Annotated in this window: 4 protein-coding genes (1 of these 4 cut by a window edge); all 4 read left to right on the top strand. The window is 72.3% G+C overall.

Annotated features, from left to right (window positions below; all coding sequences use genetic code 11):
- Window positions 1-1954: 1954 nt before the first annotated feature.
- Window positions 1955-3475: a hypothetical protein gene (locus ACFY1U_RS12735; RefSeq protein WP_390694139.1), complete on the top strand. Its 1521-nt coding sequence runs from the start codon at window positions 1955-1957 to the stop codon at window positions 3473-3475.
- Window positions 3476-3706: 231 nt separating this feature from the next.
- The gene (locus ACFY1U_RS12730) at window positions 3707-4171 is read left to right on the top strand and encodes a YbaB/EbfC family nucleoid-associated protein (RefSeq protein WP_390694138.1); all 465 of its coding nucleotides are present in this window, start codon (window positions 3707-3709) and stop codon (window positions 4169-4171) included.
- Window positions 4172-4277: 106 nt separating this feature from the next.
- The gene (locus tag ACFY1U_RS12725) at window positions 4278-4676 is read left to right on the top strand and encodes a WXG100 family type VII secretion target (protein ID WP_390694137.1); all 399 of its coding nucleotides are present in this window, start codon (window positions 4278-4280) and stop codon (window positions 4674-4676) included.
- 40 nt (window positions 4677-4716) lie between these two features.
- Window positions 4717-14454, top strand: the 5' end (the start) of a protein-coding gene (locus tag ACFY1U_RS12720; RefSeq protein ID WP_390694136.1) for a hypothetical protein. It continues 18813 nt past the right edge of the window; only the first 9738 of its 28551 coding nucleotides appear in the window; it begins with the start codon at window positions 4717-4719; the stop codon falls past the right edge of the window.

The following is a 14454-nucleotide window of genomic DNA, read 5'->3' as shown; positions in this document are numbered from 1 at the left end:
GTTGCCTGAGGGGTCGTTGGTCCCCGGGTCTGTGTCCCATGTGTCGGTGCCGGGTGGGTCGCTGCCCTCCGGATCCGCGCCGCACGTGTCGGTGCCGGGCGGGTCTGTTTCTCCGTTGCCGTCCGACTTGTTGGGTCGTGGCGGTGTGGGTGGTGTCGGGGTCCACGGTGCTGGTGGTGTGTCGTTGGGTGGGGTTCCTGGTCTGGGATCTGTTCCGGAGGGGACTGGTGCTGGTGCTGGTGCTGGTGCTGGTGCTGGTGCGGGAATGCCGTTCATGCCGATGGCGCCGGGTGCTGGTGGTGCGCCGAAGGAGGAGCACCGTTCGGACGCTTCTGGACTGGTGGCGCGTGGTGTTGAGCCGTGGTCGGGTAGGGGTGCGGTGTCGCCGGTGACCGGTGACGTGTCGCCGAGCGCGGGTGCTGTGGCAGGCGGGCCTGGGTTGGTGATGCCGGGCCACGGCGCTGGATCGGTGCCGAGCGGGACGGCGGCGCCGTTGCCTGAGGGGTCGTTGGTCCCCGGGGCTGTACCGCACGCGTCGGCACCCGCTGGATCCGGGCCGGAGCCGGTGGCGCCGTTGCCCGAGGGGTCGTTGTCCTCCGGGTCCGTGTCGCATGTGTCGGTGCCGGGTGTGTCTTTGCCTTCCGGATCCGTGCCTCACTTGTCGGTGCCCTCTGGGTCTGTGCCGCACGTCTCTGCTTCCCCGTTGCCGTCTGACTTGTTGGGCCATGGTGGCGTGAGTGGTGCCGGTGTCGGGACTGGTGCTGGTGGTGTGTCCCTGGGTGGGGTTCCTGGGCTGGGGTCTGTTCCGGAGGGGGCCGGTACCGGTGTGGGTGCTGATGCTGATGCTGGTGCTGGTGCGGGAATGCCGTTCATGCCGATGGCGCCGGGTGCTGGTGGTGCGCCGAAGGAGGAGCAGCGTTCGGATGCGTCCGGGCTGGTGGGGCGTGGTGTTGAGCCGTGGGCTGGCAGGGGCGAGGTGCCGGCGGTGGAGGGTGAGTTGTCGCCGACCGCGGGTGCTGTGGCCGGCGGGCCTGGGTTGGTGATGCCGGGTCAGGGTGCTGGATCGGTGCCGAGCGGGTCGGTGGCACCGTTGCCTGAGGGGGCGTTGGCTTCGGGGTCTGTACCGCATGCGGCGGTGCCGGGTGCGTCATTGCCTGGCTCTGTGGCGCCGTTGCCCGAGGGGTCGTTGTCGCCCGGATCTGTGTCCCATGGGCCGGTGCCGGGTGGGTCGTTGCCTTCCGGAAGCGTGCCTCACTTGTCGGTGCCCTCTGGGTCGGTGTCACCCGCGGCTGTTTCGCCGTTGCCGTCTGACCTGTTGGGTCATGGTGGTGTGGGTGGTGCCGGTGTCGGGACTGGTGCTGGTGGTGTGTCGTTGGGTGGGGTTCCTGGGCTGGGGTCTGTTCCGGAGGGGGCGGGTGCCGGTGTGGGTACGGGTGCTGGTGCGGGGATGCCGTTCATGCCGATGGCGCCGGGTGCTGGTGGTGCGCCGAAGGAGGAGCAGCGTTCGGATGCGTCCGGTTTGGTGGCGCGTGGTGTTGAGCCGTGGTCGGGCAAGGGTGCGGTGTCGCCCATTGAGGGTGAGCTGTCGCCGACCGCGGGTGCCGGCGCCGGCGGGCCCGGGCTGGTGATGCCCGGCCAAGGCGCTGGCGGGGTGTCCAGCGGGTCTGTGGCGCCGTTGCCCGAGGGGGCGTTGGCCCCCGGGTCCGTGTCGCATGTGTCGGTGCCTGATGGGTCGCTGCCGGCCGGGGCTGTGCCGCACGAGTCGGCGTCCAGCGGGTCGGTGGCACCGCTGCCTGACGGGTCGTTGCCCGCCGGGTCTGTGCCGCATGTGCCGGTGCCCGCCGGGTCTGTGCCGGGGTCGGTGGTGCCGTTGCCCGAGGGGTCGCTCCCCGCTGGATCCGTACCGCACCTGTCGGTGCCGAGTGGGTCGGTGCCGCGCGCGTCTGTTTCCCCTGTGCCGGCCGACTCGCTGGGTCACGGCGGCGGTGGCGGGGTGCGCGGCATCGGCGCCGGCGGTGTGTCGTTGGGCGCGACTCCCGTCCCGGGGGCGGTGCCGGAGGGTGCTGGTGCGGGGATGCCGTTCATGCCGATGGCGCCGGGTGCTGGTGGTGCGCCGAAGGAGGAGCACCGTTCCGACGCCTCCGGACTGGTGGCGCGCGGGGTCGAGCCGTGGGCGGATGCGCACGGCGACGTACCCGGTGACGGCGAGGTCGCCCCGTCCGGAGGGGCGTCCGCGGGCGGTCCCGGACTGGTGCACCAGAGCACCGGTGCGACGGTGTCGCCGCATGCCGAGGTCGATGGTGTGACGCTCCCCGGCGCCACGGGCGTCGGCATGCCCGCGCCCAAGAAGAAGGACGAGCACGACGACGCGGTGCCCGTTCCCGCTCTGTTTCCTCTGCCCGGCACGCTGACCGGGGCCGCTCAGCCGACCCCGGCGACACCGCCGGTGCCACCGGTGTCCCCGGCGACCCAGGAGGACGGCGTGGACGAGCCCGCCGCGGTGCGTCCGGGGCTGCTGCCCACCGCCGCGCGCGTGGGGGTTGCCGGGGCGTCGGTGCCCCCCGAGGGCGAGACGGTCGCCGGTGCGCAGGAGGGTGCCGGGGAGGCCGGTCTCGGTGCGGCTGCGGCATCAGAGGAAGCGGCTGTGCCGACAGGAGGGGGCATGATGCCGCCGTACGGGATGCCCGGCGGGGCTTCCAAAGGCGGCGACGAGCGTTCGGACTCCTCGGGGCTGCTGGGGGACACCGAGAAGGGCTGGGCCGATCCCGGAACCGAGGACCTGCCGAGCGAGACACAGGGGGCTCCGGCCGGCGGGGCGATTCTCCGCGGTGCCGGGTCCGCGGCGTCGGACGAGCTTGCCGAGGACCGTGTCGCGAGAGTCCGCAGTGCCGAGACCGTGGAGGACACCAGCGCCTGGGAGGCCTCCGACCCCGCGATGCTGTGGGCGCTCGGCGGGCGCCGCAGCGAGGACGAGGAGGAGGAAGAGCTCCTGCCCAAGTACGTCCTCAGCGACGACGACGGGTGGAGCGACCAGGACGGCGCCGCGCCCGAGGCGGGCATGGGCGCCGACGAGGACGAGCAGCAGCACCAGCAGGACGACGAGGACACCGCTGCCCGGGATCCGGGGTGGAGCGACGAGGACGGCGCGGCCTTCGCCGCCGGGCTCGGCTTCCCGCAGGCCCCCGCCCCCGACAGCAGCTCCGCCGAGCCTGTCACCGCTCCGGCCCTGGCCACCTGGCGGCCCGACCGCTCCCAGGCCGCAGCCGCCGAACAGCCGCCGATGCCGGTCACGGCGTACGCCGGGATGCTGCTCAGCACCGCGGACGTGCCTGATGACGAGGAGGAGGACGAGCAGGAGGAGGAGACGGAGGAGGGCGGCGACGAGGCGAAGAGCGGCCACGGCATCGCCGACCTGCTGAGGCAGGGCGCCGACTCCTGGGGCGCCGTCCCCGACCAGGCCGACATGCTCGGCTGACCGTCCAGCGCCGCCCAAGGGTGCGGCGGAGCGTACCGGGACCTCCCGCCGTCTCCGCCGCACCTGGTCGTTGGGGCAGAGGTCGGTGTCCGCCGGGTCACCCATCGGCCCATCCGTTTCCGCGGCCCGGGAGAGCCATGTTTCCTGTCTTTCACGAACTCCGCGCGGAAGGCGCGGCCGGCGTCCCTGGCAGTACGGGGCGCGTGACGACAGGTGTGAGAGAGGAGCAACGTGCCGAGTAGTCCCTATGACCAGCACATCGAGGAACTGCTGGGCGCATACCGCAGGGAGCGGGCCCAGATCGGCGACCTGCAGCGCAGGATGCGTGAGGTCAAGGCGAGCGCGACGGCTCCCCGGCAGGCCCTCAAGGTCACGGTGAACTCGCAGGGCGAGGTGACCGCGATCGAGTTCCCCACCGGCGCCTACAAGCGCATGGCCCCTGCCGAGCTCTCGCAGATGCTCGTCTCGACCATCCAGAAGGCCCGGGCCACCGCCGTAGAGGCAGCGGCCGAGGTGCTGTCCGGTCACCTTCCCGCGGGGATGTCCGCTGTCGATCTTCTGCAGGGCAAGGCCGATTTCGGCGGATTGCTGCCGGAGACGCCGGCCATGGCGGAAGAGGTTCAGGAGTACGTCACCAACGGTCGCCCCGGCCGAGGCGCGAGCGGTCCGCGGATCGCACGGCCTCCGCTCGCCTGAGAACCCCGGGATCCCTGAAACCCGGGATCTCGGAGCCCTGGAGCCCCCGGAGCCCCTGGAATCCCCGGAATTTCCCCGTTGAGTCGACATGAGACAGGAGATCGCAGTGTCTTCCGACTACTTCGCTGTGGATCCCGACCGTCTGGCGAAGAACGCCCCTCAGGTGCGGGCCTTTTCCGACCAGATGAGGCAGGTCCTCAGCCAACTGGAGACGCGCATGAACGAGCTCGGCGACTGCTGGGGCGACGACCCGATGGGAAAGGCCTTCGCGGAGCAGTACGTCACCCCTCGCGACCAGATGGTCGAAGGGCTGCAGGGGATCGTCGAGGTGCTGGACAGCACGGCCGATGGTCTGGAGACCATGGCGAAGGGATTCCACCAGACCGAGGAGCAGGCCAAGGCGACGGCGCACGGCCTCCAGCGCGGCACCGACACGCACTCGGGCCCCGTCGGGGACGCGAAGCCGTCCGGTGGTTCGCACAGCCACGGCCCCGCGCGCTCCTGACGTGCCTCAGCAGTTCTCCGGTGGAAAGGCCCAGTAACGCATGAGCATCATGATTCCGCCGGAACTGCAGCCTTTCGCCAAGCTGACCGTCGGACAGGAGTTTCCGACCGGGAACGAGGACCACCTCGCGGAACTGGGCGCGGTGTGGAACGCCACGGCCCAGGAGCTGAACCAGCTGCTCGGTGAACTCAGTCCGGCGACCGCCGCGACGTTCGAGAGTCTGGCCGGGGCTCCGGCGGAGCAGTTCGGGCAGTTCGTCAACCAGTTGAGTTCGACGCTGCCCGTGATGGCCACGTCGGCTGCGCAGCTCGGGCAGATGGCGCAGGAGATCGCGCTGGAGATCGAGTACGCGAAGTACATGATCATCCTGCAGCTGGCGTGGATGGCCGCGGAGATCGCGTATCTGACGGCCACGGGATTCGGCGCGGCGGCGGTTCCGGCCGTGGTCACCATGGGCCGGTTCGCGGTCCAGACGATCCTGCGGGAGCTGTTCATCGCGGTCATCACGTCGATCGTGATGCAGGTCGGCATGGACGTCGCGGTGCAGGTCCTCCAGTTCCTGAAGGGCGACCGCACCCACTGGGACTGGAACGCCACCAAGAGCGCGGCGGAGATGGGGGCCCTCGGTGGGCTCGTAGGCGGTGGGATGGGGCAGCTCATGCGCCACCTGGCCCCCGGGTTCTCCAAGTCCTTGCTCGGCAACGCAGTCGAAGGCGCACTGGCCGGTCTCGGCACGGCCGAGGCGTCCAATCTCGTCTTCGGCGCCGGCCAGGACCTCGGGTTGGGCGCCGCGGCCGGGGCGCTGGGCGGGGCCATCACCCATGGCCACACCCTGCACGGCGAGAAGTCGGCGGAGCACATCGACGTGCCCACGGTCGACAAGTCGTTCGCGGAGGCGCTCAAGCACGGTCTGGAGAGCGAGGTCGAACCCGGCGCCCTCGAGCATCCGGTTTCGGTGTCCGACGAGGCTTCGGGACAGGTGCCCGGAGAGAGTCCGGGACAGGTGCCGGGGCAGAGCTTTGGGGAGGCGGCCGAGGAGCGCAGCTCGGGGGAGGCGTCCGAGGAGCACGCGACCGCGCCGGACCCCGGCACGGAGGAGCAGCTGGATCTGCCGGACGTTCCGAAGCCGTTCGACGCGTCCGCGATGCCGGACCCGTCGCCGCACACGGCCGGGCAGCGGCCCGCCGAGGAACACCTGGATCTGCCGGACGCACCGAAGCCGTTCGACGCGTCCGTGCTGCCGGACCCGTCGCCGCGCGCGCTGGTCACGGACCTTCCCTCCGCTCCGACCGGGAGGTCGGCTCCGCTCCTGCAGCAGGTGCGCGGCCGCGTCGACGAGCTCAGCACGATCGCGCGGACGGCCGGGCTGCCCGAGTCGCAGTGGCGGCCGCACGCCGACTCGGTGCGCGAGGCGGCCGGGTCGGGCGACTGGGCCGAGGCGGCCCGACGCCTGCACGCGTTCCGGACGACGGTCGAGCACGGAATCCTCGATCAGCGACTCACCGATTTCCGTACCCATGTGGAGGGCGGATTCTCCCGGCTGCGTGAGCTGGGGGTGGCGGAAGGCGCCTGGCGTGACCAGGTGGACGCCGTGGAGCGGGCGCAGCGGACGGGCAAGCCGGCCCTGCTGGACAGCGCGCTGAAGGAGTACACCGACTTCGTCGAGCGCCACCTTCCGGTCGAGGTGGTCTCGGAGAACGGCCCGCGCACCTTCGACCCGGCTGCGGAGCAGATCCGCCGGGAGATCGCCACGGTCGGCGACCCGACGGCGCGGGAGGCGCTGCAGAAGGACCTGGAGTGGCACCAGCAGATGCAGCAGCGTCTGGACCGGCTGGCTCAGTCCGACCCCGAGTCCGACATCATGCGGCGCCGGACGGTCGCGCTGGAGGATTCGGCGCGGTCGCCGGAGGAGGCGGCGCAGGCCCGGGAGGGGCTGCGGGAGTTCCAGGACCAGCGTTACCTGCAGCGGCGGATCGACGACGTGCGCCAGGGCGCGGCCGAGACCGAACTGGAGCGACGGCTGGACGCGCTGCGCGGCCGGGCGTTGCCGGACACCCGCGGGCAGGAGCTGCTGCAGCGGGTGCTGGAGGCGAACACGCCGGAGGAGCACGAGCAGGCGCTTCGTGACCTGGTCGCGCACAACCAGGTGGCGCCGCTGGAGCGGCGGCTCGACACCCTGCGCGACGGCCTGCTGCCCGCCGAGGACCCACAGCGCGAGCAACTCGTGCAGAAAGTGGCGGACGCCCGCACGCCCGAGGAGGCGCGCCAGGCACAGCAGGAGCTCAAGCAGTACACGGACCGTCAGATCCAGGAGCAGCAGCAGACCCTCGCCGAGCGCCTGCACACGCAGGAGGACTCCCGTACGCACGCGGCCGACGAGGACCTGCTGCGACGCCTCGACAGGATGAACGGCGGTACGCCACAGGACCCGCGCGAGGTCGAGCTGCGGCAGCGGCTCGACGCCGCGGCGAGCCCGCAGGAGCGATCCCGGATCATCCACGAACTGGGAGTGCACCAACAACAGGTGCTGCAGCAGCGGGTCGATGCCGCGACGACGCCGCAGGAGCGCAAGCAGGCGCTCGACGCGCAGGCGAGGTTCAACAACTCGACGCCGGTGGAGCGGCGGCTGGCCGAGCTGCGTACGGCGCTGAGCCCCGGCGGCGCGCCCGAGGCGGACGCCCATCGTGCGGCGCTCGTGCGGCAGGTGGAGAACGCCCGTACGCCGGAGGAGGCGCGCCAGGCGCAGCAGGAGCTCAAGCAGTACACGGACCGTCAGATCGAGGCGCAGACACGGCAGTTGGAGGAACGGCTGCGTCAGCAGGGCGGTGGCGGCGCGGGGCCGGCCGCCGCGGCGGCGCATGAGGACCTCATGCGGCGGTTCGAGGAACTGCGCGGCGACGGGTCGCACCAGGACCCGCGCGAGGCCGAGCTGATACGGCGGGTGGAGGCCGCGGGCAGCCCGCAGGAGGCGCGGACCGCCGAACAGCAGCTCTCGGGCTACCTCGCCGAGCGGGAGCAGCAGCGGCAGGTCGCCGAGCAGCAGCGGCTGGCGCAGGTGCGTGCCCACGAGGAGGAAGTCAGCCACCTGCGCGACCAGCTCACCCAGGAGCGCCGATCCGGTGCGCCGGAAGGGGTCGTACGGGAGACTCAACGGCAACTGGAGCAGGCCGAGCAGCGCCTGGCCACGGCACGGACCCCCGACGAGAACAGCGCCGCGCTGCGCCACGAACTCCAACAGCAGATCGAGCGCCCGGCGTCGGACTCCGACCGCCCCGCCGCCGGGTCCGGCCGCGGAGGGGGAACGGAGTCCCCTGGTACGGGTTCCGGCTCGGCTTCCGGCCCGGGCTCCGGGAGCCGCCTGGACCGGCTGATCCAGGACGACGTCTCCCGACGGGCCGAGCAGGAACTCGCGCGTACGCAGGAGGAGCAGCGGGTCCTGGGCCAGGAGCCCGGCGCGCATGTGTCGTTCACCTCGGACGAGCTCGATGGTCTGCCCGGTGTGCCGGTGCATGGTGTCAGGTTGGACGCCTCGCCGGGTGAGTTGGGTCCGGAGTCCGGTGAGCATGTGCCGTTCACTTCGGATGAGCTCGATGGTCTGCCCGGTGTGCCGGTGCATGGTGTCAGGTTGGACGCCTCGCCGGGTGCGCCGACCACCCGGACGGAGCCCTCGGCCGCCGGTCGGACCGACTCCCCGCCGGATGCGCAGGTCGGCCATGCCGGCAGGTCCGACGCCACGGTTCCGCAGGAGCCGCGCCAGGTCGGGGACGAGCCGCGCGTGCCGGTCTCCGACGAGGTGGCCGACCGGATCGCCCCCGAGATCGGGGGTCTTCCCGGCGCACCGGCCGGTCCCTCGGCGCGTTCGGCCGAGGCGCCGGCCGCCCAGGCGCACACCGAGACGTCCCCGCAGGCGCGGTCTCCCCGTGTCGAGGGGGCCGTACCTCGCCCCGGGTCCGAGGTCGCGCAGGCCCAGCGGCTCCGGCCGGCCGCCGACACGGACGCGCCGCCGGTGCCGGATTCCGTTTCGCGCGTCGACCGGGACACGGTGGCCGCGCGAGCTCCGAAGCTCGCGGATGTGGAGCACTGGCACAGGGCTCTCGCCGAACTGGAACACGACGGCCCGACGGCGGAGCCCGCCCACGACACCCCGCAGTCGTCGCAGGAGCACGACGGCGCGCCGACCGAGCCGGTCACCGGGCCCGAGCACACGTCGGCGCACACCGAGACACCCGCGGATGACCAAGCACAGCGGGACACGTCCGCCACCCCCACGCAGCGCACAGCGGAACCGACCACGCCCACCCCGCGGAGGTCGCCGGAACCGGCGCCGGTCCCCGTGTCGGAGCAGCCGGCGAACCGTGCGGAAGGGAGCCGGCAGGCCGACTCGGTGTCCCCGGAGCCGCAGACGAGTGCTCCGCAGGAGCGGTCGTCGCGGGTGGCTGACCCGGCGGTGACGGCGGCTGTGCACGAGGATCTCGCGCGGCGGTTCGAGGGCTTGCGTAACGACGACGTCCCGTCCACCGAGGAGCGGCCACCGCACACCACGGACGGATCCGGGCCGGTCATGGTGCCCTCCGGGATGCTGTCCACGCCTGCCGCTGCCCCGTCCACCCACAGCGTCGGTGATCCGGCCGCGCTGCCCGGGGCCGAGTGGGCAAGGGCCGCGACGCACGACGTGCAGGATCGGGCCGAGCGGTGGCAGGAGTTCCGCGACGAGCGGGACAGGGGCTATCACGACCGCTTCAGAATGGCGGAGCAGCGTACGTGGCACACCGGTGGTCTGGACGGCGACGTCGACACGGCCCTGGCCCGGTTCCGGGACGAGGACCTGTTCGGTGGTGCCTACCTGACCGACGACAGCACCGCGCTGCAGCAGGTGCGTGAAGCATTCCGGAAGGACGCCGAGGCTTCCTTCGAGGCGGGCTGGCACGAGGCCGGCGACCGGATGATGCCTCAGCACGTCTGGCAGGCCAGGCTCGAGAACCTGCGGTCGACCCTGTCCGAACGGCTGGCCGGGGCGAGCGAGGTGGAGCGGCAGACGGCGGCGTGGAACACGCACGTCGACGAGGCGCTCACACGGTTCCGGGACGAGGACCTGTTCGGCGGCGTCCATCTGGACGACCCGCAGGCGATGGCGGAGTTCCGCGCCGCGGAACGCTCCAGGGTCGGTGACACGGTGGCCACGGTGTGGGAGCTGTCCGCCGGGCGGTCGGCCGAATGGCGCGCCACGCGGCTGCGGTCCGCGCTGGACGAGCTGCGCTCCGGACTGGGCGAGCGGCTGCGGGAGGCGAGCGGGCTGCACCGCCTGCTGCGGCACGGCGAGCGGGAGTTCGACCGGGCCTTCGAGGCATGGCAGGAGGACCTCACGGACGGGGGGCAGCTCGGCGAGGAGGCCGTCGCACGCACCCGTCAGGAGTTCGCCCAGGACCTGCGCACCGCGTGGGAGCGGCTGGCCGACGCCCCGCAGCGCCAGAGCGCGTTCGACGAGATGGCGGCCGGCCTGCCGCAGCGGCTGGCGCACGCGCAGTTCCGCGAGGGGCAGCTGCAGCGGGCCCGGCAGGTCCTCGACGAGGCCTTCGGCAGGTTCGGGGACGACCTCGCGGGCGGCGGTCAGCTCAGTGAGCCGGCCAGGGAACGCCTCGCCGAGGAATGGACCAAGGCCGTGGAGTCCGCGCTGGACGAGCACTGGCTCGCCACGCCCGGCCACACCGACTTCCGCCGGGGGCCCACGGACGCACAGCCCTCAGAACCGGCCCCCGGTACCGCCCGGCCGGCCTGGGAGGAGAGGTTCGAGCGACTCACCGGCACACTCGCGCACCGGCTGGAGCACGAGGCCGCTCTGCGCGCCGTGTTGGAGCGGGCCGCCGAGGACTTCCACGGCATCGCCGGCCACCCCGAGAGCGGGACACACCGCTACGACGTCTCCGACGAGACCTTCAACGCGCTCGCCGACGACTTTCGCCGCGACACCGTCACCGCTCGCGACCGCATCTGGGGTGCGGAGGACCACGACACCGAGGCATGGCTGCGGCACGAGGCCGAGCACGAGAACACCTTCGGCACCGCGCTGGACGAAGCACAGACGGCGCGCCTGGCGGCCGTCGGCGACGACGCCGCACCCGACGCCACGGCCGCCATGGAACCCACGGCCGCCGCCGAACCCACGGCGGTCACGGAGCGACCCGCGGCCCGCCCCACCTCCGATCAACCCCAGTCCGCGGCCCGCGCCCCCGAGCAGCGGACCGCGCCCCACGACGTGCAGTCCCCCGTACCCGCCCCGGACGCGGCACAGCAGATGGTCTCCCGGCCCGGAGAACCGCGACCGCCCGCGATGCCGCAGCAGACCAAGACGGCTCCGCAGGCCAAGACGGCTCCGCACGCCGGCACAGCTCCCCGAACAGAGACTTCCGAGGGCGAGCGGCACAGTTCCGCCGCCGCTCAGGACGTGCGGGCGGACACGTCGGCTCGGGGACAGCAGGACATCGACTCCGACGCATCGCTGCGCCGCTTCGCCGAGGGCGAGTTCGGCAAGCTGAGCCGGCCGAGGGCACGTCAGCTCTGGGCCGAGGCGTCGCAGATCACCGCGCGGCACCTCCCGTTCCGTCTCACGGTCGACGAGGATGCCCGAGGCCTGCTGGAGCGCGCCCCCGAGCAGTACTGGGCCACCATGCGAGTGGCGCGGGTACTCCACCGGAACGAGGGCGCGGCGGACCGGGAGACCCGGGCCGAGGCCGCGGCCCGGGAGCTGGCCGAGCAGCGCGGCGTCGGTGCCGTGCGGGAGAGCCTGCGGGGCGGTGCTCCCGAGGCCGCGACCGCGGACCGGCCGCTCCGCCAGGCCGGGGACGCGCCCCGGACCGTCGAGTCCGGTACGCGGGGGGAGGCGTCCCAGGGCCGGGCGGCACTGCCGCTGCGGGGAGCCGGGGCGTTGTCGCAGCAGGGGGCGCGTATCACACGTTCTCCCGGTGACACGGCCTCCGGAGTCCCGGACCGGCTGGAGCTCCAGGGCGCCGACGGCTCGCGGCTGCCCGGTCATGCGGCGCGGCCCGGCCGGGACGGAGGCTTCGTCGTCACCGGCACGGCGGGAGAGCTGCACTTCACGGCGGACGGCGACTTCGCGCACCGGGACGTGTCGCTGCCCGGGACCGGCCACGTCGCACGGTTCGGCACACCGTCCGGCGTCGACACCGCACCGCACCTGCTGGACCGAAACGGTTCTCCGGTGCCGGGAGCGGACATCCGGCGCGCCGGTCACGGCGGTGTGGCGGTGACCCTCCCGGTGCCGGGGCAGGAGGAGACGCGGCTGCGCTGGGACTTCGACGAGGACGGAGCGCTGCGCGACCAGACGCTGATCGTGCCGGACCGGCTCGCGGCGGCCGTCGACCGCGCGCTGGACCTGTCGGGTCTGCGTCCGGAGGGCGTCGTATGGCGTGATTCCTACGAACCCCTGTGGCGCTATGACCTCCGGCCGCCGAAGGTCGTCTTCAAGCACGGCTTCGAGGCCAAGGGCACCGAGAGGGGCGACCTGGCGCAGTACGTCGTCGCGTGGGGCCCTTCGATGTTCGTCAGCACGTCGAAGGACGACAACTACACCCACCCCGCGAAATTCCGCTACGAGATCCACGCGCCGGGCGGCATCGACGTCAACGAGACACTGAAGGACCACCGGTTCGACGAACCGGGCGACGAGCTCGGTCATGAGCCGCGACGCGCGAAGCTCGGCAACCCGCACACGGAAGAGCACGAGATCGCGTTCCCCGGCGGCATCCGACCGCAGTTCATTAGGCGGGCGCAGCACATCAAGGACGCCCAGGGCAGCCACATCAGGGGCAGCTGGAAGTCCAACCCCGCGTTCGACCCGACCGCCGTCAACAGCGAGGTGAGCAGGCCGGTCACCACCCGGGAGGTCGAGCAGATCCTGGAGCGGGCGAGGGCCGCCACGGCCGCAGGGACGCAGGCGTCGGCGCCGGTGGAGGTGCCGGAGGAACTGCGGCGGTTCGCACAGCAGTTGGCCGAGATGACGATCTCGAAGTCCCACACCCTCTGGGACAGCGCCGTCTTCATCACCCGGACCCACAACCGGTTCGACACGGTGGTCGACGAGCCCCTGCCTCCTCTGGTCGGGCACCGCCTCATCGATCCGGCGCTGCTCGAGCGCGATCCCGAGCAGTACTGGCACACCATGCGGGTGGCGCAGGAGATCCACCTGCACGGCGGTCCCCGCCGGGGAACCGTCGAGGGTGTCAGGCTGGCCGAGAAGCTGGCCAGGGCCCGACGCGAGGGCGGCTCGGTCCAGGGCCTCCTGGACACCGGGGGACAGCGGCCTGCGCAGGCGCCGGCCGGAGCATCGGCCGTACGGAGCGAGGCCGGTCACGCGCCGCAGGAACTCGTGTTCCCGGCGGCGGATCCGATACGGCCCGAGCAGTGGCGGCACCGCCGGGCCGACGCGGCCGGCAGTGAGCTGTGGACGGAGCGCTTCGATCCCGAGCGGGGGAGGCCGGCCGGCGACGGCACACTGCCCGGCAGCAGCACCCTCATCCGGGCGTGGGTGCGCAGGGTCCAGGCCGAGGACGGCCGCTGGGTGCGGAACCTGAACCTGCATCTGCCGGTGCGGTTCGGCGAGGGCTTCCACCAGGACATGCTGATGCGGTTCGAGGCCCGCTGGCGGCAGGCGCTGGACGACCACTTCAACACCGGTCTACGGCTGCCCCGTTCCGGCGACCAGCTCCACATCGACCTCAACCTCAGCCACGTACCGGACCACCCCGAGGCGATCGAGCTCAGCATGTCGCCCGAGCCCGGCCGCTCCGACCAGCTGCGCTTCCGCCTGCACAGCGAGGACCCCGCGCTCGCCCCCGAGGAACTGGCGCGGCGACGGCAGCTCAACGACCTGCTGGGCCTGCACGAGTTCGGCCACTTCGTCGGCCTGCCGGACACCTACTACGCGCCGGACTCGGTCTTCCGCGACACCGCCGCGAAGTCCAGCCGCAGCGGCATCATGGCCGACGTCGTCGAAGCACCTTCCCCCGGCGTCCCGAAGGAATACCTGGCCGCCATCGAGAACGCCGTGGACTCCGGCCCGGTCGTGTACGACCACCCGCTGACGGACTCCTCGTCCACCAGCTCCTCGTCCACCAAGGCGCAGACGAAGACGAAGGGCGTCCGCCGGACCCCCGGGGACCCCGCGGAACACCGTCGGTTCGGGCGGTTCCGTGACGAGCTGAAGAGCCTGGTGGTCAGGCCCCACCCCGATCCCGAGCGGCTGCGGCAGAGCATCGGAGCGTTCCTGGACGGTGTCGCTCCGAAGCATCGGGCGGCCTGGGTCCACGAGACCCGGCAGCTGATCGACACCCTGCCCGACACCCAGTACACCGACGAGTCGGTCAACGCCGCCCACCGGGCTCTGAACACCTTCGACACCTACCGGAGCACCCTGGCCGTACCCGGCGCGCAGTACCTGAGCGCGAGCCGCGTCACGGCCCCCAGGGGAGCCGGCTTCGTCCACCGCGACATCCCCGAGGTCGTCGTCATCGACGGCGAACCGTATGCGACCGTCTATTCGACCGTGTACGGCGACGAACTGGGCGCTGACAGACCGCAGCACAAGGACGTCGGTCAGGACGCCAACGGAGTCGTCCAGATCCACACCGGAACCCCGAACCACGACCCCAAGGACCCCTCGGAGAGCGTCTTCTGGGTCAGCATCGGCCAGCCCCTGCGCCAGATCAAATGGATCGACAACTACAAGGCCAAAGGCGCGACCGAGCCGGTGATCCGGTCCTTC

The organism is Streptomyces sp. NPDC001351, assembly GCF_042896045.1.
In the GTDB taxonomy this organism is placed as follows: Bacteria; Actinomycetota; Actinomycetes; order Streptomycetales; family Streptomycetaceae; genus Streptomyces.
Note: the sequence above shows the minus strand (reverse complement) of the source record. Positions and strands in the feature narration are given on the sequence as shown.